Genomic DNA, 23,416 nt, shown 5'->3' with positions numbered 1-23,416 from the left:
TGGGATCGGGGCAATATCCGCGTGGATCGCGGCGGCGGTCATGGCGGTGCCGCTCGCCGCGCAAACCGACGAAGTCTTGCCGCATCTGGAGACCCGCGACGGTCGCCACGCGCTGATCGTGGATGGCCGGCCTTTCACCATCCTCGGCGGCCAGGTGAACAATTCGAGCAATTACGCGGCCGCCTTGCCGCAGGTCTGGCCCGTGCTCGATCGCATCCACGCCAACACGGTCGCGGTCCCCATCGCGTGGGAGCAGATCGAGCCGGAGGAGGGGCGGTTCGACTTCTCGTTCGTGAAAACCTTGCTGGAAGAGGCGCGCACGCACGACAAACGCATCGTGCTGCTGTGGTTCGCGACCTGGAAGAACACCTCGCCCGGATATACCCCGGCCTGGGTCAAGCTCGACAATACGCGCTTCCCACGGATGAAGACCCGCGACGGGGGCGATCACTATGCCCTCTCGCCGATGTTCGAGACGACGCGCGAAGCGGACAAGCGCGCGTTCGTGCGGCTGATGACCTATCTGCGCGATCACGATCCGCAAAACACGGTCATCATGGTCCAACCCGAGAACGAAGTGGGCAGCTATCGCAACCCGCGCGACTTCGGAGCGCGGGCGCAGGCGCTGTTCGAGGGGCAGGTGCCGGCTGAGCTGGTTACCGGTTTGGGGAAGGTGCGCGGAACGTGGGCAGAAGTGTTCGGCGACCGGGCCGACCGCGCCTTCAACACCTGGTACACCGCGTGCTATATCGGCGCGATCGCGGCGGCGGGGAAGGCGGTGAAGCCGCTGCCGATGTACGTCAACGCCGCGCTCTCCGATCCCTTCAACCCGCCCGATCCGATGGGCGTCGCGAGTGGCGGGCCGCAACAGGACGTGCTCGATATCTGGAAGATCGCCGCGCCCGCGATCGATTTTGCCGCGCCCGATATCTACGACCGTGCCAGCCGGAACGTGGTCGCCTATCTCGATGCCTATGCCCGGCCGGACAACGCGCTGTTCGTCCCGGAGATCGGCAACGCGCGCGAATATGCGCGGTACTTCTACACCGCGATGGGGAAGGGAGCGATCGGCTTCATCCCGTTCGGTATGGATGCGACCGGCTATTCCAACTTCCCCCTAGGGGCGAAGGCGCTGGACGAGCAGACGCTGGACGCCTTCGCGCGCAAATACTCCGCGATCGGGGCGTTGGGCGGCGCATGGGCGCGGCTGGCCTTTACCCGTCCAACGTGGGGGGTGGCGAAGCCCGACGATGGGGCGGCGCAGTCGAAGACGTTCGGGAAATGGCGCGCGACCGCCAGCTACGGCGAATGGCAATTCGGGTTAAAGGAATGGTCCTGGTTGAAGGCGGAACCGCCCGCCTGGGCCGATGAACCGGTCGGCGGCGCGCTGGTCGTGCAGCTTTCGCAGGACGAGTTCCTGGTTACCGGCGACCATGTGCGGATCACCTTCGACCGGGCCGAAAGCGGGCCGGAGCACGGCATGGTGGTGCGGGTGGAGGAGGGGCGGTTCGACGCCGCCGGCGATTGGATGATGGACCGGGTCTGGAACGGCGACCAGACCGATTACGGCCTGAATTTCACCGATCGGCCGGTGTGGCTGAAGGTGACGATGGGCGCGTGGAAATGAGCGGCGGTCGATCGGCGAGCGTGCGTTCGATTGCGGCGAGAGCGAGCGGTTTCATCACGGCATAGCCCGCCGCGTTGGGGTGCACCCCGTCGCTCGACAGGCCCGGCCGCATCGCGCCCGCCGGGGTCGCCATCGCCGCGAAATAATCGACATAGGTGAAGCCGTTGTCGGCGGCGTAGGATTTCAGCCAGGCGTTCATCTCGCGGATGACCGGCGCCGGCTGCTTGGTTCGAGCCCAAGGAAACGCACCGGCTGGCAGGATCGAGGCGAGGATTACGGCGATACCGTGCGCCCGCGCCAGTTCCGCCATGGAGCGGATGTTGCCCTGGACGGTCTCGATCGTCGCCGCGCCGGTGTTGCCCGCGATGTCGTTCGTCCCCGCCATGATATGTACCGCCTGGGGATGGAGATCGATCACGTCCTGGCGGAAGCGGACCAGCATTTGCGGCGTGGTCTGCCCGCTGATGCCGCGATCCACGCGGCCATCCTCGAACAGGGCGGGTGCTAGGTTGATCCAGTTATCGGTGATCGAATCGCCCATGAAGACGACGCGGACCGGCGCGCCGCTCTCTCTCAGCTGCGCATTGGCAGCGCGATAGCGGCACAGCTGGCCGAAATCGCGGGTCAGCATGTGCAGGTTCCACATCTGCCATTCTGCACCCTGTGGCACAGGATGACGGGGGCAGGGGTCGGCCACGATCCCCGCCGGATCATCGGCGTGAGGATCGCCCGGGATAGTCGTCTGGGCGGCTGCGGACGTAGCGGCGGAAAGGGTGAGGCCCGCGACGATCGCCATGTGCCATGTCCAGTGCCCGCTCATCTTTCCTCCCGCGTGGACGCGCCGGAGCGGACCATGCCCCGCGCCTTGAGCGTAGCGATAGGATTTCGGGGGACGAATGCCTACCCGAATGCGCGCTTTCTACACCGGAGAGACTATTACAGCGGACGCCGGCCCAGCACGTTGCCGGGCGAGCTGTAGCGGCAAACCATGATCTCCTCGCGCTCGCCGCGCGCCATGCCGCATCCGACCTTGCGGGTCTGCTGCCAGACGAGCTGCGTGTAATGGCTCACATCTTGGACCCGGCCCGTCCTGCTGTTGGCCGGGAAGACGCCTTTGACGAATGCCTGCTTCTCCGCGATCCACAGGCCCACCATCGACTCCGGCGCGTAGGCACCGACGGTCCCGCCCCAGATATTCTCGCCTTCCAGCGGCTCTCCGGCGCGATTGGGCGAGTGTTCGAAACGGCCGGTCCGGGCCAGATGTTCGGCCCATTCTTGCGCATTGTCGGCCAGGTCGGGGTCCCAGGCCAAGGGCGAGACGCCCATCTGCGCGCGCTCTTCGTTATGCACGGCGAGCACGCGCTGATCGAAATCGCCGAGCCGGGTCTGTACGCCCGTTGAAAGTGTGAGGACCGCACCCAGAAGTGCGGACTTTGCCAGAAGCTTGCCGAACTGTCGCATGGTCTTTCCCCGCTACTTGCGAGGAATTCTGCCAGTCGGCCCTGAAGTGAGGGTTCAGAGGAACGCTTAAGGGGATTTAACCATTCCGCCCTGTTGCGGTTATCTGGATGGTCCGTCAGGTGGAGCGGACGATCACAACCCGGTCGCCCTTTTGGGCGATCGCGAACAGCTTGGCTGCGAAGCCGGGGGGCAAGCCTATACAGCCATGGGTCGCATGGTCGGCGGCCATCGGGCTTGCATGCAGAGCCACGCCATCGTCGGTGATGAACATGGCGTATGGCATGGCGGCATCGTAGGATCGCGACCGATAATCGCGATGCTTCGACAAGATGTGGAAGGTTCCCTCGGGCGTGGGCATTCCCGGTCCGCCGTAAACGACCACCGCGGTGCCGATTTCGTGGCCTGCGCGGAAGACCGAGGCCATCTGGCGGCGAAGATCGACCCACACCGTCAGCGGACCATCGGGCGCGTCGCCTTCGTCCCAGCGGAAATCGCCATGGTGCAACGATCCGCGGACTTTCAGCAGCGACACGGTCTCCGCCGGCATCAGCTTGCGCTGGTTCGCCCGTTCGACCTGCTGCGGAGTAGGGAAATCATGCGTGACGTCCTGCGCCTGCGGAGCCTCGACCGGCGTCGAAGCTAAGGAAGCCGTCGGCGGATCGGCAGCGCGTTCGCCGCTGATGGCCGCATAGGCCGCCACCGCGACGAACAGCGCAATTCCGGCCGCGACGAGAAAACGGATCACGAGAACGCGGTGGAACGGCCCTGCGGCGCGGCCGCCCTGATGCGACGGCGCAGCGTTCCTCCGGTCAGGAAGAAGCCGAGGATGAGCAGCATCCAGGTCGACGGTTCGGGGACGGCGCTGGGCGGAGGCGGGGGCGGGGGAGTGGGCGTTTCGCCACCACCGCCGGGGGTGCCGCCACCACCGCCACCTGTTCCGCCACCGCTCGGCGGCGGTGCGGGGAAGTAGCCGCCGGTGCCGGGTCCGCCGGGAAACCCACCGTTCGGCGCCCCCGGGGGGGTGACGATGGTTGGCGGACCAGCGGAGTCAGGAATGATGACCGATGTCGGACCGTTCTCCGCCGGGAGGTCGGGTATCTCGGGGAAAATCTTACCCAGAGCGCGCTGTTCGGGAGTGCCGGCGGACGCCGGGACTCGACCCGCGGCCGCAACGGACGGCCCCAATGCCCGATTACCCTTCACCTTCAGCGGAGTGGTGCCCGACCGTTCGCCGGGCGAGCGATCGAGGAAATCGTTTATCGCATCCTCGGTCTGCTGCATCAGTCGCGCTGAATTCCCCTCCTGCGCGACCCAGATCGCCGCGGGCGCAGCGACAAGCAAGGCGAGCGCGGCGGCAAGGCCCGCGCGGCGTTTCCGGTTGAGAGAAGTCAATCTACGCATAATTGCCATCGCTGGACGCCTGCGACCGATCGCATGCGCCTTTCCAACTCTCGGTAGCAGACAGGGCTGCCACGGGCGAATGGGACGCGCCGTCTGTCGCGTAGCAGGACATACCGGTCGGAAGATGATTAACGGGCGATCCATCGCAGCCAAGCATCGGCCGGTTGCCCGTCGCGTCCTCCCTGCTCGCCATGATGATCATTGGTTTATTCCCCGTTAACCAATCATTACTCGTAAGCCATGCCAAGGTTCCCGGCCAGCGGAAACTTTCCGCAATATTACATAGGGTTCCAATCGCGCCACCTCTGAGCATCGAGATGGCAGGCAGGGCTGAACCCGCTGCGGCGAATGGGACGCGTGGACCGCGTTCCGCCATTCCGCGTGCACTGGACCCGAAATCGCTTTAATCCCCTTGCGCGACACCGGGATATGGCGAATAAGGTAGCGCTACCATAACACGGCGGCGAAGACCGCGGTACGGGAGGGAAATTCATGGAATCGAGCCGGAACAGCGTCAATATGGCGCTTATCTCCGCCATCGTGGCGGTCGCTACGATCGGCGGATTGCTGTTCGGGTATGACAGCGGCGCGGTCAATGGGACCGAAGACGGCCTCAAAAACGCCTTCCAACTCAACGATTTCTGGTTCGGCCTCACGGTCGGCTCGCTGCTGATCGGCTGTGCGGCGGGCGCGTTCTTCGCCGGGCGACTGGCGGACGTGTTCGGGCGGCGGCGCGTCATGCTGATCGCCGCGACTCTCTTCGTCGTCGGCGCGCTGGTCCAGGGCTTCATCCAGATCCATCCGATCTTCGTGCTGGCGCGGTTCGCCGGCGGCATGGCGGTCGGCGCTGCCAGCGTGTTGTCACCCCTTTATATTTCGGAAGTCGCCCCGGCGAAAATCCGTGGGCGACTCACGACCGTGCAGCAGGTGATGATCATCACGGGCCTCACGGCCGCCTTCGTCGTCAATTATTTCCTCGCCCAAGCGGCGGGCAACTCGCTGGGTATCGTCGGCGGTCTGCCCGCCTGGCGCTGGATGTATCTGGCGCAGGCGGTCCCCGCGGTGGTGTTCCTCGTGTCGCTCCTGTTCATTCCGGAAAGCCCGCGCTTCCTGGTGGCGAAGGGACGGGATGAAGAGGCGCATGCCGTGCTGACCCGCCTGTTCGGTCCGACGGAGGCGACGCGCAAGGTCGCCGACATTCGTCGCACATTCAGCGATGATCATCGCCCGCGCCTGTCCGACGTGACGCAGAAGGGCACCATCTTCCGCCCGATCGTCTGGGCCGGCATCCTGATCGCCACGTTCCAGCAATTCGTCGGCATCAACGTGATCTTCTACTACGGGTCCACCCTATGGAAGCTGGCGGGGGTCTCCGAAGAGGTCGCGCTGGAGCGCAACATCCTGTCCGGCGTCGTCTCGATCGCCGCCGTGTTCGCCGCCCTGCTTCTGATCGACCGGATCGGGCGCAAGCCGCTGCTGATGATCGGATCGGTCGGGATGGCGATTTCGCTCGGCGCGATGACGTATATCTTCAGCCAGGGTGCGCTCGATGCCAGCGGCAATCTGTCGCTGTCCCCGGACCTGGGCTTGGGCGCCGTGGTCGCGGCGAACATCTACGTCATCTTCTTCAACTTCAGCTGGGGCCCGGTAATGTGGGTGATGCTGGGGGAGATGTTCCCCAACCAGATCCGCGGTTCGGCGCTGGCGGTGGCGGGGCTCGCCCAATGGGCCGCAAACTATCTGGTGGTGCAGACCTTCCCGGCGATGGCCAGCGGGCTGGGCCTGTCGACCACCTACGCATTCTACACCGTGGGCGCGGCGGTCAGCTTCTTCCTGGTCAAGCGGTTCATCAACGAGACCAAGGGCAAGGAGCTGGAAGAGATGGAAGGCTGGGACGCGCCCTCCGCCGCCGGCGATGCCATCGCGCCCAAGACGCGCATCGATTGAAGGACGCGCCGCCGGGCTGGTACGTACCCGCCCGGCGGCCTAGCCTGACCCGATGACGCAGCAGCCCCGCGAACCCGTTCGCGTCGTCGTACTCGGCGGCGGCACTGCCGGCTGGATGACGGCGGCAGGCATCGCGGCGCTGTTGCCCGACCTCGCGACAGTCGAGCTGGTCGAAAGCGACGATATCGGCATCATCGGCGTCGGAGAGGCGACCTTGCCGCATATTCGCGGCTTCGTGGAACGGCTCGGCATCGACGAAGCCGCCTTCATGAAGGCGACCCATGCGACCTACAAGCTCGGGATCGATTTCCGCGATTTCGGGCGTATCGGCGAAAGCTATATCCACCCCTTCGGCACGTTCGGAGAGAAGGTCGCCGATGTCGGCTTCCACCATTACTGGCTGGAAATGCAGCGGCGGGGCATGGCCGGGCCACTGGGCGACTATTCCTTCGCCGTGGCCGCCGCGCGCGCCAACCGCTTCGCGCCGCCGGAGACGGGCGAAGGGCTCGGTTCCACCTATGGCTATGCCTATCAGTTCGACGCGACGCTGTTCGGCCCCTTCATGCGGCAGCATGGGCTGAAGCTTGGCGTCACCCGGCACGAAGGTCTGGTGACCAGCGTCGAACGCGATGGAGAGAACGGGAACGTAACCGCGCTGGTCCTGCAGGACGGACGGCGGATCGAAGGCGACCTCTTCGTCGATTGCTCCGGCTTTCGCTCGCTGCTGCTGGGCGGCGAGCTGACGGAAGAGTGGGAGGACTGGAGCCACTGGCTGCCCTGCGACCGTGCCACCGCCATGCCCTGCGCCCATGTCGATGGCGAGCCCTTGCGTCCTTACACCACGGCCACAGCGATGCCCGCGGGCTGGCGCTGGCAGATCCCGTTGCAGCACCGCATGGGCAATGGCTACGTGTTCTCCAGCGCGCATCTGGACGAGGATCGCGCCTGCGAGGCGATCCGCAACGCGGCCGAGGGCGAGCCACTGGCCGACCCGCGCGTCCTGCGCTTCCGCCCCGGCAGGCGGCGCAAGTCTTGGTCGCACAATGTCATCGGGGTCGGGCTGTCGAGCGGGTTTCTCGAACCGCTGGAATCGACCTCGATCTATCTCGCGCAGATGGCGATCACCTATCTGATCGAGCTGTTCCCGGATGGCCGCGCGATCGATCCGCGCGACCGGGCCGCGTTCAACCGGCTGGTCGACATGGAATACGACCGGGTGCGCGATTTCCTGATCCTGCATTACCACGCGACCACGCGCGACGATTCCGAATTCTGGAATTACCTGCGCACCATGACCATCCCCGACAGCCTGGCGGAGAAGATGGCGCTGTGGCGCGATGCGGGCCGGGTGGAGCGCTACGAGGACGGGTTGTTCTACGATGCCAGCTGGATCGCGGTCTATGTCGGCCAGGGATTGCTGCCCGAACGCCACGATCCGCGCGCCGCTATCGCCGATCCCCAACGGGTGAAGGGCGCGCTCGACAGCCTGCGACATGCTATCACCGCCCAAGTTGACGCCATGCCGGACCACCGCGCGTACCTGCGGCGCGAAGCCGGTCGGCTGGCCGACGCGGCATGAGCGAGGCGCGCGAACCGCTGCGCCATATCGCCATCGCCGGGGCGGGGCAGGTCGGCGTGCTCGCCGCCATCGCGCTGAAGCGTGCGCTGCCGATGGCGGAAGTGACGGTGATCGGCATTCCGCTCGACCCGACTGCCTTTGCCGATCACGCCGCCACCGCGCTGCCGTTCACGCTTCGGATGCACGACCGGCTCGGTATTCCGGAGGAACTGCTGGTGACCCGCGCTGGGGGCAGCCACCGGCTGGTCACGCGCTATCTCGGCTGGAGCGGGGAGGGGGACCGCGGCTCCTTCGCCTATGGTGCCGCGATCGACCCGGCGCTGAAGACGGCGTTCGCCCGGGAATGGGGCGGGGGGGCGGCGCGCGGCACGGGCGTCGATCGGCCTGCCGGGTCACTGGCGGAGGTGCTGGCCGATGCCGGTCGTTTCGCGCCCCCTGCGCCCGACGATCCATCACCGCTCGGCGAGATCGAATACGCCCTGCGCTGGAATCCGCCCGCCTATCGCGATCTGTTGATCGCGGCGGCGCAGCAGATCGGCGTGCGCTACCTGCCCGACGATATCGCGGGCGGGGAGCCCGACGGCCAGGGCGGCTTCGGCGCGCTTGCCCTGGCGAGCGGGGCGCGGCTGCCGACCGACCTGATCCTCGATTGCAGCGGCCCGGCGACGCGGTTGCTGTCGGCCGTGCCCGGCTATCGGCGTGAGGACTGGTCCGATTTCCTGCCCCTGCGCACACTCATGGTCGCACCGCCGCGCGAACCGGTCGCGGCGCTGGAGGACCGCTTCTCGCTGCGGGCCGAAGGCTGGCTGGGTGAGATGGCCGGGCGCGACGGCCTGCGCGTCTCGCTTGGCGTCACGCATACCGTGGCTGAGGATGCGGCGCAGCGCGCTCTGGGGGGCGAACCGCAGATCGTGCTGCCGGCCGCGCCGGGGTGCGCAGGGCAGGCGTGGCTCGGCAATGTGGTCGCGCTGGGCGATGCCGCCGCGACGTTCGAGCCGCTGGGCTTCCTTAATCTCGATCTCGCGCACCGGCAGCTCGACCTGCTGCTGGAACTGCTGCCGGGTCGCGATATCCGCCCCGGCGAGCGTCGCGAGTTCAACCGCCGCGCCGCGCTGATGGCAGTGGCGGTCCGCGATACGCTGGCCACACATTACGCCACGCCCCGCGCACGGGCGGTCTTCGGTCCGGCGCAATTGCCCGATGGCCTTGCGATTGCGCTCGATCAGTTCGCCCGGCGCGGTCGCCTGCCGTTTCAGGAGGAGGCACCGTTCCTTGGCGAGGAACGGCAGGCGCTGCTTGCCGCGCTGGGCCATCCGCAGGGGACTCCGCCGCAAAGCCGGGCAGGGCAGGAGGGCGTCGCCCGCGCGGCGCAGCAAGAGTTCGCCGAGAAGGCTGAAGCCGCTCTCGCCGCTGCACCACCCTATCGCGAATGGCTGCTCCGCGTGCTCGAAGTTAACCGAGCGCCTGGCGGATGACCTGCCGCATCCGGGCGAACAGACCGGCGGAGGGCGGACCCAGTACCCCCTTCGCCGCCGCGGGAAGATGGGCGGCGGGGTCGCCCTCGCTCTCGAACACGTAGTAATCCAGCATGCCGCGCCACACCTCGCGCTGCTCGGGTGGCAGGTGCCGGAACGCCAGCATCGCGTGCAGCAGGGCATCGTAGGCCGGACCGATCCCCTCCGGCAGCCCTTCGGTCCACCAGTAATTGACGAGCGCGCTGACCGGATCAAGCGATTCGACGCCATGCCACCAGCAATAGGGAAGGTAGATCGCATCGCCGGGCTCCAGCGTGGCGGCGCGCGCAGTTTCCCACGCGCGGGCGAAGCGGGGATAGGCGTCGAGGTCGGGCTGATCCGGATCGACCATGCTCACCGGCGTTCCGGCCGGCGTCAGTTCCAGCGGGCCGGGATAGAGGTTGGCGATCTGATCGGGCGGGAAGACGGTGAAGCGCCGCCGCCCGGCCACGCAGCAGGCCACGTTTTCCTTGATGTCGTAATGCGGGGCGACGCGGATGCGGTTGCCGATCCAGATGCGCGCGCGCACCTGGGGCAGAAGTTCGAGCCGGTTCTCGCGCGCCACATCGGGTAAGACGTCGAGCAGTTCGATCGACTGGACCGCCAGGGCCGGTGGGTCGGGCATCCGGCTCGCTTTCAGCAGGTCGGCGAGGAATACCGGGAGGGCGCCTTGCGCGGCGTGGAAGTTGAAGCCACTGAGGTCGCGATTGTAGAAGAAGCGGCCCTTTTCCTCGGCAGGGGCGGCGATGGCCCGGACCGGTCTGGTGGCGGGTCTTCGAGACAGGTACTCGACCACCGCCGCGTTCCCTTCGCGACCGGCGCGGACCAGCGGCCAATCCCGTACCAGTCCGCGCAGCACCAGCGGACGGCCGGCGGCGCGGATTTCCTCGAGGCGGGCGGCGTCGATCGGTCCCTCAATTTCTTCGATGGGCGGAGCGGGTGCAAGTACGCTCATGCCACCGCGCGCGCTGACCGGTCCATGCGGCTGCCATTGCGTTCCAGGAACTGGTCCTGGGTCGGCATACGCGAGACGGTGTCGGCCACGACCTGCCGGATGTGGCCGAGGCGGCGGCGCGTCTCCTCGTCGTCCAGCAGCATTGCGACGGGATGGAACCCCTGCGGTTTCACGCCCTGTCCCGCCATCACCGACAGCCAGCTGGTTTCGGTGAACAGCTCGTTATGCTCGCGGATGACGCGGCCCGAGCTTTCGAACATGGCAAGCTTGTCCGTTAGACCCGCGGGCGGCTCCAGCGTCCGGCAATAGCGCCAGAATTCGGAATCGTCGCGCTGGGTGGCCTTGTAGTGCAGCACCAGAAAATCGCGAATGTCGACATAGTCGCGCACGCTTTCCCGGTTGAACCGGTCGCGTTCGGCATCGGCGAAGGCGGTGGTGGGGAACAGCGCCATGAGCCGGGCGATCCCCGACTGCACCAGATGGATCGCGGTCGATTCGAGAGGTTCGAGGAAGCCGCCCGCCAGGCCGAGGGCGACGACGTTCTTTTCCCACAGTTTCTCGCGATGGCCCGCCAGAAACCGCAGCCGGTTGGGTTCCGCCAGCGGCTCGCCGTCGAGGTTGGCCAGCAGCAGGTCGAGCGCCTCCTGCTCCTCCATGTGCGACGAGGAATAGACATGGCCGTTGCCGATCCGGTGCTGCAGCGGAATGCGCCATTGCCAGCCCGCGGGCCGGGCGGTGGAGCGGGTCAGCGGCTCGTGATCGCCGCCGAGTGTGCAGGGGACCGCGATCGCGCGATCGCAGGGCAGCCATTTCGACCAGTCGGTGAAGCCGACCCCCAGCGTCTGGCCCAGCAAAAGCGAACGGAAGCCCGAGCAATCGAGGAACAGCTCCCCCGCCAGGCGCTCCCCGTTCTCGAGCAGGACAGCGGCGACATGGCCGTTCTCGCCGTTGCGCTCGACATCGTCCACGCGGCCTTCAACACGGACCACGCCCTGCGCCTCCGCCCGCCGGCGCAGGAAACGCGCGTAACGCGCCGCGTCGAACTGGAAGGCATAGGACAGCTTCGACAGGGGGGAATTGGGCTGGTCGGGCCGGGGCCGTTCCATTCTGCCCGCTTTTCCCGCCATGGCGGAGATCGAATAGGCGTCGAGCGGTGCCGCCTCCCCCAGGCCGACCCCGCGCAGCCAGAAATGCTGAAACTCGATTCCCAGCATGTCCAGCCCGTAGGTGCCGAAGGGATGGACGTAGGAATGGCCTAGCCGCAGCCAGTCGACGAACTCGATCCCCAGCTTGTAGGTCGCGTGCGTTTCGCGCACGAATTCGTTCTCGTCGATCCCCAGCAGGCGGTTGAAGCCGATAATCTGCGGGATGGTCGCTTCCCCCACGCCGACGGTGCCGATCGCCTCGCTTTCCACCAGGGTGATGGAAAGCCCCGGCAGTTCGCCGATAATGCGGGACAGTGCGGCGGCGGCCATCCACCCGGCGGTGCCTCCGCCGACGATCACGATGTTCCGGATTGGCGCAGCGCTCATGCAGGCGCGCCTGTCTGGACACGCGGTATCTCATCCTCCGCGTGCCATGCGCCCGCCTGGCGCAGGAACGCCTCCTGCGTCGGCAGCCGCTCGGCGGCGGCGCGATAGGACCGGCGCATCTGCGCCATCGCCCCCGCCACCTTGTCCGGGTCCAGCGTGTCGGCGATCGGGTCGTGCCGGTCGGGCCAGACGTTCTGGCCCAGCATTACCGCGACCCAGCTGGGCAGGGCGAACAGTTCCGCGTTCTCGCGAAACACGCGGCCGTGGAGCTGCCACAGCTTCATCTTGCGGACCAGCGTCTCGGGCACCTCCATATCGCGCACGTAGCGCCAGAACGCCGTGTCGTCACGCTGCGTCGCCTTGTAATGCAGGATCACGAAATCGCGCACGTCCTCGTACAGTTCGCGCATCCCGCGATTGTATTCCTCGCGTTCCAGCGGATCGACGCGCTTATCCGGAAACAGCGCGAAGAGCCGCTGAATGCCGTTCTGCACCAGGTGGATCGCCGTCGATTCGAGAGGCTCGATAAAACCGGAGGACAGGCCCAGCGCCACCACGTTGTGGACCCAGGCGCGCTTGCGCATGCCGGTGGTGAACCGCAGCAGCCGAGGATCGGCCAGCGGCTCCCCCTCCACATGTTGGCGCAGGATACGTTCCGCTTCGTCGCGTTCCATGTAGCTGCTGCAGAAGACATGGCCGTTGCCGGTGCGATGTTGCAGCGGGATGCGCCACTGCCATCCCGCGCCGTGCGCCGTGGCGCGCGTGTAGGGATTGAGAGAGCCGGTATTGGCGCTCGGCATCGCCAGCGCGCGGTCCATCGGCAGCCAGCGCGACCAATCCTCGTATCCGGTGCCAAGCTCCTCCTCGATCAGCAGTCCGCGAAAGCCCGAACAGTCGAGGAACAGGTCGCCCGCTATCCGGCTGCCGTCCTCGAGTTCGACGGACACGACATCGCCGCTCTCGCCGTCGCGATGGACGTGCACGACACGCCCCTCGCGCCGCACCGTTCCCTGCCGTTCGGCGAGGCGGCGCAGATAGGCGGCATAGAGACCGGCATCGAACTGGAACGCGTAGCGGATCTCGCCGAGCGGAGACTGGGCGTCGGGGCGGGGCCGGGCGAAGCGATCCGCGGCGGCGGCCGCGGTGCTCATCGAATAGTCCGCGATCGGTCCGCAATCGTCCCGCGCACGCTCGCGCAAGTAAAGCTGGTGGAAGGCGATGCCGTGCAGATCCTGCCCGTATTCGCCAAAGGGGTGGAAGTAGCGATCGCCTTGCCTGCCCCAGTTGACGAACTCGATCCCCAGTTTGAACGTGCCGCACGTCTCGCGCAGAAAATCGTTCTCGGCGATGCCGAGCATGCCGTTGAAATTGCGCAGGGGAGGGATGGTCGCTTCCCCGACCCCGACGGTGCCGATCGCATCCGATTCGACCAGAGTGATGGTCCGCCGGCCATCGGAAAAGAACCGCGACAGGGCAGCTGCGGCCATCCATCCCGCAGTTCCGCCGCCCACGATCACTACCGCCGTGTTACCGGTATCATCCAAGCCCGACACGCCTCTCGCCCTCGCGACTGCATCCTTATTGCAACACCGTGGGTGTAACTATGGCGTAACGCTCTTGCAAACCAAACTTGGGGGGATTAGGCAGGTGCCGATAAAACGATAGCGACCTGCCAAATAATGGTAGCGCTAACATGGGGAGGAGGACCTGGTGCCCAACGCGATCCGTAATCGAGCTGTATCCGGCTGCGATCTGAATCTATTCCGTACATCTCTGAAAATCGGGGCCTCGGCGGCGACGCTGGGTGCTTTGCTCGTGTCGCAGGCGGCCTATGCGCAGGACGCTTCCACACAGCCCGAGACCGAGCAGGCGGCCGACCCGTCGGACCCGACGCAGAGCGGAGACGGGAATGTCATCGTCGTCACCGGCATCCGCCAGCAGCTGGCGAACTCGCAGAATATCAAGCGCAACGCCGACACCGTCGTGGATGCGATCACGGCCGAAGATATCGGCGCGCTGCCCGACCGTTCCGTGACCGAGGCTCTCCAGCGCGTTCCCGGCATCGCGATCAACCGCTTCGCCGGTTCGAGCGACCCCGATCACTTCTCGGTCGAGGGTTCGGGCGTGACCGTCCGCGGCCTCACTTTCGTGCGTTCGGAATTCAACGGCCGCACCGCGTTCGCCACCGGCGTTGGCGGGCAGGCGCTGAACTTCGCCGATGTGCCGTCCGAATTGCTCGGCTCGGTCATCATCAGCAAGAACCAGACCGCCGAGATGATCGAGGGCGGTCTTGCCGGCACGGTCAATCTGAACACGCGCAAGCCGTTCGATCGCGCGGGATTCCACGTAGCGGGCAGCCTTGAGGCGAATTACGGCGACTTCTCGGATAAGTGGTCGCCTACGATCTCCGGCCTCATCAGCAACACCTGGGATACCGATGCGGGCCGCTTCGGCGTTCTGGTCAGCGGGGCGTATTCGCGGATTCGCAGCCGCTCCGACGGTATCCAGATCGCCAATTACCAGACGCGCGACGGCCAGCTGGCGCAGCTTTCCAATACCAGCGACCTGTTTATCTGCCGCAACCCGCTGCCCGCGCCGACCGACACCATGACCCTGCCGGGGGTGAACGCCAGCTGCGGTAATTTCGGGACCGACGGTGCCGATGGCTTCGCCGATTACGCCGCGTTCCGCGTGGCACCGGCCGGACCGCAGTATCGAACCCAGCAATTCGACCGCAAGCGCGACGGTGTCACCGCCGCCCTGCAATGGGAGAGCGTGGACCAGCGTACGCAGGTAACGGCCGAATTCATTCGCTCGCACACCACCAACGACTGGGGCGAATACACCTACGAAGACGGTCCGGATCTGTCCGAATATTCGACCTATCCGATCGGGTGCCTCCAGAACGCAGACGGACCGCAGATCGTCGACGCGAGCGGCGTCGTGCGCGACCCCGATGCAGAGACGCCCCCTCGCGCGCAGTGCCCGGTCGGCGGGTACACGGACTATGTCTATGACGAGAACAACGTGTTCCAGTCGGGATACATCGTCGACACCAGCAACGGCTGGCGTGGCGACCCTGCGCTGACACCGTTCGTACCGATCGGCGGCTCGCAGTATTCTCTCGCTCGTCGGCAAGTCGCCGATGAGACGACGAATGCAGACTACAGTCTCAACCTCCAGCACGAGCTGACGGAAAATCTGCACCTGTCGATGGATGCGCAATACGCGACATCGCACAAGCAGAACCTGGACGTCAGCGTGATGGGTTCGCTTTTCGCGGATAACGAACTGGACATCTCGGGCGACATTCCGGTCGGTATCGTACACAAGCCGCAGTTCCTCGGTTACACTTGGTCTACGCCGGGCGACGCCCTTGGGAACGCGACCGAAGCCGAATATTTCACCGATCCGCGCTTCCAGTTCTGGCGTGCGGCGATGGATCATGCCGAGGATAGCAAGGGCGACCAGTTCGCATTCCGCGCCGACCTCGACTACGATTTCGGGGACGATGCCTTCATTCGCCGCGCGAAGGTCGGCGTCCGTTTCCAGGACCGCAACCAGGACGTGCGGTATTCGACCTACAACTGGGGGATGCTCAGCGAAGTCTGGTCGGGCAGCCGCCCGGTCAATTTCGACGATACGGCCCCGGATGGTCAGCAGACGCGCTACGATTTCCCGGACTTCTTCCGTGGCGATACGCAGGGACCTCCCGGAGCCTATTACTACGGGGGCGATCTGACCGGCGATTATCAGGGAACCATCGACTATCTGCGATCGGTGCAGGATCGCGCCCGCGCGCTGGGTGCCGACCCTACGTGGAACCCACTGGCCGGGCGACCGGGCGCGGTGCCCGGCTCGATGTATCTCCCGGCCGAGATTCAGTCGGTGAAGCAGGCGGACTACGCCGTTTACGGCATGGTGAACTTCGGCAGCGACGATCTGCTGGGCAACGTCCGCTTTGCCGGCAATGTCGGCCTGCGGTTCGTCTCGACCGATCTGCGGTCGGCCAGCTCGCGTGGTCCCGGCACGCCCGACTCCGTCGGGATCGCAGCGCCGTTCAACAGCGTCATCGACCCCCAGACCGGCGACGTCATTACCGCTGGGCGGTGTAGTCCGCAGGCTCGCCCTCCTGAAGCAGGGGGAGGCATCGCAATTCCGGGCGGCGTCTGCAACATCGGGATCGATGCGTATAATGCGCTGCAGAATTTCCTCGACGGCAGTTACGAATACACCGCGGTCACGAACCACTACAGCTATCTGCTTCCGAGCCTGAACCTGCGGTTCGGTCTTACGGACGACCTCGTTCTTCGTCTCGCCGCATCGAAAGTCCTGACCCGGCCCGAGAACGGCTATATTCGCAACTACTTCACGGCCAGCCTCGACACGTCGGGCAACTTCACCGGCACCGCCGGGGATCCGACGCTGCTTCCGGCGACCGCGTGGCAGTTCGACGCCAGCCTCGAATGGTATTTCGCCCGCGTCGGCTCGCTAACGGTCAATGCCTTCTATAAGAGCATTCACAACTTCTTCTATCAATCGGTGCGCCAGGAAACGATCCGCAACGCATCGCTGGAAGAGCGTGAGGTGACCGTTCGTGGGCCGGCAAACTTCGACGGATACGGCAAGATCAAGGGTGTCGAGGTTGCATACCAGCAGACGTTCGATTTCCTGCCAGCACCGCTCGACGGGTTTGGTGTGAATGCGAACTACACGTATCTCGAGAGTTCGGGGCTGCCCAATTCCTTCCTCAACGGCGGGAATGTGCCGACCAATTCGACCGTGCCGCCGGGCAATCTGCCGCTCGAGCAATTGTCGAAGCACAACTACAATATCGGCGGGTTCTACGAGAAGGGACCGATCTCGGTCAGGGCGGCGTACAACTGGCGTTCCCGCTTCCTGCTTACGGCTTCGGACGCCATCTTCCCGTATTACTCGATCTACAACGAACCGACGGGGCAGCTCGACGCTTCGGCCTTCATCAACATCACACCGGACCTCAGGATCGGTGTGCAGGGCGTGAACCTGTTGAACGAAGTGACGCGGACGTCGCAGTCCTACTCCGGCGATCCGGCGGATCTGGCACCGCGATCCTACTTCATGAACGACCGACGGTTCTCGTTCATCCTGCGCGCGAATTTCTGACGCGCTCGGTCTTCGGACGGGGAGGGGCCGCTACCTTCGGGTGGCGGCCCTTTCCGTTTGCAAGACCACATGCTCCTCGCGCGCCGCGGCCGGCGGGTGCAAATAAAGAGCAGCGACCCTATCCGGATTCGCTGCTCTCAAGTCGCACAGAAGATTGCGTTGTCAGCTTGCCGCGGCGAGCGCTCCCGCGATAGCGGCGCGCATCGGTTTTGGCCGGTATTCGGAATCGTAGGGCGCGCCGCGCACTTCCAGCCCGTCCTGACGCTTCGCCGGATCGAAATCCTGGAGCCAGTTGAACTTGTCCACCATGCCCCACGCGAGAATGTCGTCGAGATAGTCGCCGTATTCGAGCATCACGTCGAAATAGCGGCGCGCGTAATCGGCGACCCGCGCGTCGCGGACCGCAGTGTCCCCCGGCAGGGCGCGGTCTTTCACGTCGAATTCGGTGATCAGCAGGCGATAGCCCATGCCCGTCACCTCATCCAGGAAGGCGCGCCATTCGCGTTCCATGTAGGGAGAAACGCCGGTGGCGGGATCGACGTCGAAGATCTCGATATGCGACTGGATGCCCAGCGCGTCGACCGGCGTCCCGCGCTTGCGGAACCCCTCCAGCAGGCGCAGCACGTCGGGTACGTGCCGGTTGCCCACGATGTGCGCCGGCTCCCAGCTCATGTAGTCGTTATAGACCAGTTGCGCGTCGGGCAGCTGCTCGCGCGCGGTGTGGAAAGCGAGGTCGAGTACCGCCTCGGGGCTGCCCATCGCGCGGCTCAGGCTCGTTTCCATCGGCCGGTTCGTGTCGTGATCGATCGCCTCGTTGACGACGTCGTAGCTGTGGATGATCCCGCGATAGCGGTCGGTGACGGTGCGGATGTGCTCGGTCACGAGGCGCTCGGCCTCGGCGCGCGGATTGGCACCGTAATCGTAATCGTTCAGCCATTGGGGAAACCATTGCGGGCGATGCCACAACAGCGTGTGGCCGCGCACGGCCAGGTCGTTCGCCTGTGCCCAGGCGACGATCTGGTCCATCCGGGTGAAGTCGTACTGGTCCGGGCCGGGGCGGGTCGCCTGCCACTTCAGCTCGTTCTCGGGCACGACCAGCCCGCATTCGGTCGCCACCAGAGCCGCATAGCGTGGGTTCTGGATCGAGCCGGCGTCGGTGCGGCCAGGCGTGGATGCGATGGCGCTGCCGAAATGCCGCCCGCCGCGCATGGCGATACTGTCGAGGCTGCCACCAGTCGGGATTGGGAAGCGCGCCGCTTCGACACCGCCGCCGAACATGGCGGAACGCGCGGCACAGGCGGCAAGGGGCAGGGCGGCCATGCCGGTCAGGGCGGCACGGCGGCTCATCGGAAACATGCGTTCGGTCATAGGATCTCCACTCGCGCGGTCTTCAGGTTTGCGCTGCTGTTGCCCGCCGACAGGATCGCCGGGCCGGGCAGGTTCACTTCGTTCATCTCGCGGTCCCAGATTGCCAGCTGGCGCGGTTCGATCGCGAATCTCAGCGTACGACTCTCGCCCGCCGCCAGCGTGACCCGCTGGAAGCCCTTGAGCTCCAGCACGGGCTGCGTGATCGGCAGGTCTTCGCGCGTTACGTAAAGCTGGACGACCTCGTCGCCACCCCGTTCGCCCGTGTTTTCGACCTCGACCTCGACTTCGATCGCCTGCGTGGAGGCATAGGTTTCTCGGCTGGGCCGGGGCGCGCTCACCGAAAACGTGGTGTAGCTGAGTCCGTGCCCGAAGGGGAACAGCGGGGCCTTGTCGTCGAACAGATAGCCGCGCCGCGCGCTCGGCTTGTGATCGTAATAGAACGGCACCTGCCCGGCATCGCGCACGACGGTGACCGGCAGCTTTGAGCCGGGGTTGATCCTGCCCAGCAGCGCCTCCGCCATCGCCGTGCCGCCTTCCTGCCCCGGATACCAGCATTCGAGGATCGCGTCGGCTTTTGCTACCGCATTGGGCCAGCTCGGCGGTCGCCCGTTTATCGCGGCGATCACCAGCGGCTTACCGAGCGCGGTGAGGGCATCGACCAGTTCGTTCTGCTCCCCGACCAGATCGAGATCGGTGCGGTCGCCGAGGTGGTTCTTCGCGAAGCCTTCGCGGCTTGTCTGCTCGGTATCGCCGATCGCGAGCACGATCGCATCGGCGGCCCGCGCAACCGCGACCGCTTCGGCGATCAACTCGCGATTGCGCGCCGGATCGGCGAGCTCGACCTCGTCGACCGAGCGATCCTCGCTGGTGGTGATGAAGACGCCCTGCGCGGTCGTGAAATCGGCATCGGGCGCGAGCGCGCGCAGCCCCTCGATCAGGCTGACGGTCTGTTTCGGGACTGAGGAATACCCGCCCAGCCGGGCGATCGCGTGGTTCGGGCCGATCACCGCGACCCGGCCCATCCGCGCGGGATCGAGCGGCAGGGTGTCGTTCTCGTTCTTGAGTAGGCACAGCCCCTTGCGCGCCGCCTCCAGCGCCAGCGCGCGCGCTTCGGCATTGCCGGTGATGCGTTCGGCCAGTGCGGCATCGCCATAGGGGTTCTCGAACAGGCCGGCGCGCATCTTGAACGTGAGCATGCGGGCGCAGGCACGGTCGATCAGCTCGACCGGAACGCGGTCCGCAGCCACCCCGTCGGCCAGCGTGGCGTAGGCCTGCCCATCGGGAAGCTCGCTGTCGACGCCTGCCTCGAGCGCCTGCAACGCCGCGTCCGCCTCGTCGCGGGCGACGTGATGCAGCGTCGCGAGCTCGTGCACCCCGCCGTAATCGCTCACGATCAGGCCGTCGAAGCCCCATTCGCCGCGCAGGACATCGCCTAGCAGCCAGGTGCTGGCGTGGCTCGGGATGCCGTCGATCTCGTTGTAGCTGGGCATGACCGCGCCGATCGAGGTGCGGCGCACGACCTCGTGGAACGGCTTGAAGAAGTTCTCGCGCAGATCGCGCCGCGCGGTCTGGGCCGGGCTGACATTGTTGCCGCTTTCGGGCTGGCCATGGCCCGTCATGTGCTTGAGCGTGGCGAAGACCTTGCCGGGCGCGAGCCGGTCGAACTTGCCCGGCCCCTGCAGTCCCTCGACCGCGGCGACGCCCATCTCGGCGCATAGATAGGGGTCCTCGCCCCAGGTTTCCTCGATCCGGCCCCAGCGTGGATCGCGCACGATATCGACCACCGGGCTGAGCACCAGCGGCACGCCGCGGGCGCGCACCTCGCGCGCGATCACCGCCTGGACGCGGCGCATAAGGTCCGTGTCGAAGCTGCCCGCCAGCGCGATCGCCTGCGGAAACATGGTCGCCTCTGTCGCCATGTAGCCGTGCAGCGATTCTTCGTGCAGCAACACGGGGATGCCCAGCCTCGTGTCCTCCAGCGCCCAGCGTTGCAGCGCATTGATGAAGTCGACCGTCTGCTTCGGCGTGCGCCAGCGGGCCGCGGTGCCACCCGCCGCACCGGTGATGCCCGGCACGCCGCGCTTGTCCGAAGGGCGGGTGACGTGGCCGATCCCGTCGGGAAAGGCCGCGCTTGCCTTTGCCGGATCGAATTCCAGCCCCTCGATCATGTCCGCCTTCTGCGCCCACGCTGCGCGCAACTGCGCGATCTTCTCAGGCAGCGTCATGCGCGCCAACAGGTCCGCCACGCGCGAGGGGATCGGCGCGCGCGCGTCCCTGTAAAGCGGCCCGGCGGCGGCGAAGGCGGCGGGCGCCTGCGCGAACGCCAGCGCCGAAGCGCTGCCGCCCGCCAGGAGCTTTATGGCGCCGCGCCGGTCCATTATTCGGCCACCGTCAGCTTGACCTCCTGCAGGTCCATCGAATCCGGGCCGACCATGATGGTGAACTCGCCCGGCTCGACTACGTGCTTCATCTCGCGGTTCCACAGCGCGAGCGAGTCCGGGCGGATGGCGATATCGACCTGCTTAGTCTCGCCCGGTTTCAGGCTGATCCGGCGGAAGCCCGCCAGTTCCTTTATCGGGCGAGTGACGCTGCTGACCTCGTCGCGCAGATAGACCTGCACCACCTCGTCGCCCGCCATCTTGCCGCTGTTCGTCACGGGTACGCGCACGGTCACGCCTTCTCCGGGGCGGATCGTCGCGTTCGACAGAGTCGGCGCGCCGAAGGTGAAGTCGGTGTAGCTGAGGCCGTAGCCGAAGGGGTAGAGCGGGGTCACCTCGCTGAAGAGATAACCGCGCCGCGCGCTCGGCTTCGCGTCGTAGAATACCGGAACCTGGCCCACGTCGCGCGCGACCGTGACCGGCAGCTTGCCGCCCGGATTGACGCGCCCGAACAGCGCATCGGCGATCGCGTTGCCCTGCTGCTCGCCAGCATACCACGCCTCCAGGATTGCGTCGGCATTGGCGGCGACGTTGGGATAGCTCGGTGGGCGCCCGTTGATGAGAACCACGACGACAGGCTTGCCCAGCGCCTTCAGCGCATCGAACAGATCGTTCTGCTGCCCGACCAGATCGAGGTTGGACCGGTCGCCGAGATGTTCGTCGCCCCAGCCTTCGCGGCTGGTCTGTTCGGTGTCGCCGATGAACAGCACGATGGTGTCCGCATCCTTCGCCATCTCGACCGCCTGCGCGATCATCCGCGCATTCTTCGCCGGATCGCCCAGCTCGACCTCGTCCGCCCACCAGTCGTCGTTCTTGGTGACGACGACGCCAGGGCTGGTGACGATGTTGGCCCGGTCGCCGACGAGCGTGCGGATGCCCTCCAGCGGAGTCACCGGATCGCGCGGAATGCCGTAATAGCCGCCCAGCCGCGCGACGTCGGCATTGGGGCCGATCACCGCAATGGTAGGCTTCGCAGCCGTAGCCTTGGCAGGCAGGGCGAGGGGCAGCGCGCCTTCGTTCTTCAGCAGCACCAGCGACTGTTCCGCCGCCTTGCGCGCCAGGGCTACGCCCTTCGGCCCGTTGGAGGCGAGCGCGGGCTTGGTGTCGGTGACGAAGGGCTGCTCGAACAAACCGGCATTGAACTTCATGGTCAGGATCTTGCGGACGGCATTGTCGATCCGTTCACGCGACACCTTGCCGTCCTTCGCCTGCTGCAACAGAGTGGAGAACGAGACGCCATCCGGGAAATCGATGTCGACTCCGGCGTCTAGGGCATATCGGGCCGCCTCCGGCACATCGGCGGCGATATGGTGGCGGGTGACCATCTCCTCGATCGCGAAATAGTCGCTGACGATCGCGCCGTTGTAACCCCATTCCTTGCGCAGGATGTCGTCCAGCAGCCATTTGTTGGAATGGCTCGGAATGCCGTCGATCTCGTTGTAGCTCGCCATGACCGCGTCGATCGCGGTGCGGTCAATCACCTGCCGGAACGGGGGGAAGAAGATGTCGCGCAGCTCGCGTTCGCCCATGTCGGCAGGGCCAGTATTGGTCCCGCTCTGCGGCTGGCCGTGCCCGGTCATGTGCTTGAGCGTGGCCATGACATGCCCCGGCTTCAGCTTCGGGTCCTTGCCCACGCCTTGCAGGCCCTCGACCGCGGCCACGCCCATCTCGCCGACCAGGAACGGGTCCTCGCCGAAGGTTTCCTCGATCCGGCCCCAGCGGGGATCGCGCGCGACGTCGACCACGGGTGAGAGAACCTGGTGGACGCCGCGCGCCCGAACCTCGCCCGCGATGAGGGAATTGGCATCGCGAATGAGGTCCGGATTCCATGTGGAGGCGAGCCCGATCGGGATCGGGAAGCTGGTCGCATCGCGCGCGGCGAGGCCGTGGAGCGACTCCTCATGCGTCAGGACCGGGATGCCCAGCCGCGTGTCCTCGCGCGCCCAGGTTTGCAGCGCGTTCACATAGACGATGCTTTCCGCGATGCTGCGGGGCGGGGTCACGCGCGGGCTGCCGGCGCCCAGCTTGTCGCTGGGGCGGGTGTAGAAGCCAAGCCCGTCGGGATAGCGCGCCGACGCCTTTTCGGCATTGAAACTATAGTCGTCGTTCTGGATTTCCGCCTTCTCCAGCCAGATGCTGAGCATCTGCGCGACCTTTTCCTCGAGCGTCATGCGCTGGAGGAGATCCTCCACCCGCTGCTCGACCGGAAGCGAGGCGTTCCAGTAGGGGGCATCCGGCATCGGCTTCGCGGCGGTTGCAGTGGCGGCAGCCTGCGCGGTTGCAGGAGTGGCCAGAGGGCTGGCGAGAGCCAGCAGTCCAGCACCGGCGGCGAGCGCGGTGCGCTTCATGGTCAGCATCGAAATATCCCTCTCCCAGCTGGGCGAGCTTGACTGCACGGCCCCTTGTGGTAGCGCTACCATGATGAGGGTGAGAGGGGTTGTCAACCGAC

At 66.1% G+C, this 23,416-nt stretch carries 15 protein-coding genes; 5 read left to right on the top strand and 10 right to left on the bottom strand.

What is annotated here, in order from left to right:
• Window positions 1-40 precede the first annotated feature (40 nt).
• Entirely contained in the window at window positions 41-1,627 is a 1,587-nt protein-coding gene (locus MKP08_RS12470; protein WP_241555605.1) for a DUF5597 domain-containing protein, read from the top strand.
• Here the strand turns inward: MKP08_RS12470 and MKP08_RS12465 are convergent.
• The 4 genes from MKP08_RS12465 to MKP08_RS12450 form a co-directional block, all read right to left on the bottom strand.
• Entirely contained in the window at window positions 1,578-2,423 is an 846-nt protein-coding gene (locus MKP08_RS12465) for an SGNH/GDSL hydrolase family protein (RefSeq protein ID WP_373418105.1), read from the bottom strand. The two genes, MKP08_RS12470 and MKP08_RS12465, sit on opposite strands and share 50 nt — an antisense overlap.
• Before the next feature lie 140 nt (window positions 2,424-2,563).
• Complete coding sequence (locus MKP08_RS12460) at window positions 2,564-3,088, bottom strand: CAP family protein (RefSeq protein ID WP_241554102.1); 525 nt, start codon at window positions 3,086-3,088, stop codon at window positions 2,564-2,566.
• A gap of 115 nt (window positions 3,089-3,203) precedes the next feature.
• Complete coding sequence (locus MKP08_RS12455; protein WP_241554101.1) at window positions 3,204-3,833, bottom strand: L,D-transpeptidase family protein; 630 nt, start codon at window positions 3,831-3,833, stop codon at window positions 3,204-3,206.
• On the bottom strand, window positions 3,830-4,489 hold the full coding sequence (locus MKP08_RS12450; protein WP_241554100.1) for a PEPxxWA-CTERM sorting domain-containing protein: 660 nt from the start codon (window positions 4,487-4,489) through the stop codon (window positions 3,830-3,832). The genes MKP08_RS12455 and MKP08_RS12450 overlap by 4 nt, the downstream gene beginning before the upstream one ends.
• Before the next feature lie 492 nt (window positions 4,490-4,981).
• Here MKP08_RS12450 and MKP08_RS12445 point away from each other — a divergent pair, with 492 nt between their 5' ends.
• The 3 genes from MKP08_RS12445 to MKP08_RS12435 are packed head-to-tail and all read left to right on the top strand — an operon-like array spanning window position 4,982 to window position 9,490.
• Window positions 4,982-6,436, top strand: a complete 1,455-nt coding sequence (locus tag MKP08_RS12445) for a sugar porter family MFS transporter (protein WP_241554099.1) — start codon at window positions 4,982-4,984, stop codon at window positions 6,434-6,436.
• Between the two features lie 52 nt (window positions 6,437-6,488).
• Window positions 6,489-8,015, top strand: a complete 1,527-nt coding sequence (locus tag MKP08_RS12440) for a tryptophan halogenase family protein (RefSeq protein ID WP_241554098.1) — start codon at window positions 6,489-6,491, stop codon at window positions 8,013-8,015.
• The gene (locus MKP08_RS12435; protein WP_241554097.1) at window positions 8,012-9,490 is read left to right on the top strand and encodes a tryptophan 7-halogenase; all 1,479 of its coding nucleotides are present in this window, start codon (window positions 8,012-8,014) and stop codon (window positions 9,488-9,490) included. Before MKP08_RS12440 ends, MKP08_RS12435 begins: the two co-directional genes overlap by 4 nt.
• On the opposite strand, the gene MKP08_RS12430 is transcribed toward MKP08_RS12435, so the two are convergent.
• From MKP08_RS12430 to MKP08_RS12420, 3 genes are read right to left on the bottom strand one after another with little or no spacing between them, the layout of a single operon-like run.
• Window positions 9,468-10,484, bottom strand: a complete 1,017-nt coding sequence (locus tag MKP08_RS12430) for a cupin-like domain-containing protein (protein ID WP_241554096.1) — start codon at window positions 10,482-10,484, stop codon at window positions 9,468-9,470. The two genes, MKP08_RS12435 and MKP08_RS12430, sit on opposite strands and share 23 nt — an antisense overlap.
• Window positions 10,481-12,016, bottom strand: coding sequence for a tryptophan halogenase family protein (locus tag MKP08_RS12425; protein ID WP_241554095.1), 1,536 nt, complete (start codon window positions 12,014-12,016; stop codon window positions 10,481-10,483). Before MKP08_RS12425 ends, MKP08_RS12430 begins: the two co-directional genes overlap by 4 nt.
• Window positions 12,013-13,560: a tryptophan halogenase family protein gene (locus tag MKP08_RS12420; RefSeq protein ID WP_306300311.1), complete on the bottom strand. Its 1,548-nt coding sequence runs from the start codon at window positions 13,558-13,560 to the stop codon at window positions 12,013-12,015. Before MKP08_RS12420 ends, MKP08_RS12425 begins: the two co-directional genes overlap by 4 nt.
• 271 nt (window positions 13,561-13,831) lie before the next feature.
• Here MKP08_RS12420 and MKP08_RS12415 point away from each other — a divergent pair, with 271 nt between their 5' ends.
• Entirely contained in the window at window positions 13,832-17,161 is a 3,330-nt protein-coding gene (locus MKP08_RS12415) for a TonB-dependent receptor (protein WP_241555603.1), read from the top strand.
• A 162-nt stretch (window positions 17,162-17,323) separates the two neighbouring features.
• On the opposite strand, the gene MKP08_RS12410 is transcribed toward MKP08_RS12415, so the two are convergent.
• Genes MKP08_RS12410 through MKP08_RS12400 form a run of 3 tightly spaced genes read right to left on the bottom strand, consistent with a single transcriptional unit; the run spans window position 17,324 to window position 23,315 of the window.
• Complete coding sequence (locus tag MKP08_RS12410) at window positions 17,324-18,529, bottom strand: endo-1,4-beta-xylanase (RefSeq protein WP_241554094.1); 1,206 nt, start codon at window positions 18,527-18,529, stop codon at window positions 17,324-17,326.
• Window positions 18,526-20,907, bottom strand: a complete 2,382-nt coding sequence (locus MKP08_RS12405; protein WP_241554093.1) for a glycoside hydrolase family 3 N-terminal domain-containing protein — start codon at window positions 20,905-20,907, stop codon at window positions 18,526-18,528. Before MKP08_RS12405 ends, MKP08_RS12410 begins: the two co-directional genes overlap by 4 nt.
• On the bottom strand, window positions 20,907-23,315 hold the full coding sequence (locus MKP08_RS12400) for a glycoside hydrolase family 3 N-terminal domain-containing protein (RefSeq protein WP_373418104.1): 2,409 nt from the start codon (window positions 23,313-23,315) through the stop codon (window positions 20,907-20,909). The genes MKP08_RS12405 and MKP08_RS12400 overlap by 1 nt, the downstream gene beginning before the upstream one ends.
• Between the last annotated feature and the right edge of the window lie 101 nt (window positions 23,316-23,416).

This window comes from Erythrobacter sp. LQ02-29 (assembly GCF_022576075.2).
Classification (GTDB): Bacteria; Pseudomonadota; Alphaproteobacteria; order Sphingomonadales; family Sphingomonadaceae; genus Alteriqipengyuania.
This window is presented reverse-complemented; position numbering and strand designations above follow the sequence as displayed.

Excerpts from the sequence above, each read along its gene's own strand:
- MKP08_RS12445 (WP_241554099.1), top strand. The coding sequence starts at position 4,982 with ATGGAATCGAGCCGGAACAGCGTCAATATGGCGCTTATCTCCGCCATC.
- MKP08_RS12400 (WP_373418104.1), bottom strand. The coding sequence starts at position 23,315 with ATGAAGCGCACCGCGCTCGCCGCCGGTGCTGGACTGCTGGCTCTCGCC.
- MKP08_RS12405 (WP_241554093.1), bottom strand. The coding sequence starts at position 20,907 with ATGGACCGGCGCGGCGCCATAAAGCTCCTGGCGGGCGGCAGCGCTTCG.
- MKP08_RS12435 (WP_241554097.1), top strand. The coding sequence starts at position 8,012 with ATGAGCGAGGCGCGCGAACCGCTGCGCCATATCGCCATCGCCGGGGCG.
- MKP08_RS12470 (WP_241555605.1), top strand. The coding sequence starts at position 41 with ATGGCGGTGCCGCTCGCCGCGCAAACCGACGAAGTCTTGCCGCATCTG.
- MKP08_RS12465 (WP_373418105.1), bottom strand. The coding sequence starts at position 2,423 with ATGGCGATCGTCGCGGGCCTCACCCTTTCCGCCGCTACGTCCGCAGCC.
- MKP08_RS12410 (WP_241554094.1), bottom strand. The coding sequence starts at position 18,529 with ATGACCGAACGCATGTTTCCGATGAGCCGCCGTGCCGCCCTGACCGGC.
- MKP08_RS12460 (WP_241554102.1), bottom strand. The coding sequence starts at position 3,088 with ATGCGACAGTTCGGCAAGCTTCTGGCAAAGTCCGCACTTCTGGGTGCG.
- MKP08_RS12425 (WP_241554095.1), bottom strand. The coding sequence starts at position 12,016 with ATGAGCGCTGCGCCAATCCGGAACATCGTGATCGTCGGCGGAGGCACC.
- MKP08_RS12440 (WP_241554098.1), top strand. The coding sequence starts at position 6,489 with ATGACGCAGCAGCCCCGCGAACCCGTTCGCGTCGTCGTACTCGGCGGC.
- MKP08_RS12430 (WP_241554096.1), bottom strand. The coding sequence starts at position 10,484 with ATGAGCGTACTTGCACCCGCTCCGCCCATCGAAGAAATTGAGGGACCG.
- MKP08_RS12450 (WP_241554100.1), bottom strand. The coding sequence starts at position 4,489 with ATGCGTAGATTGACTTCTCTCAACCGGAAACGCCGCGCGGGCCTTGCC.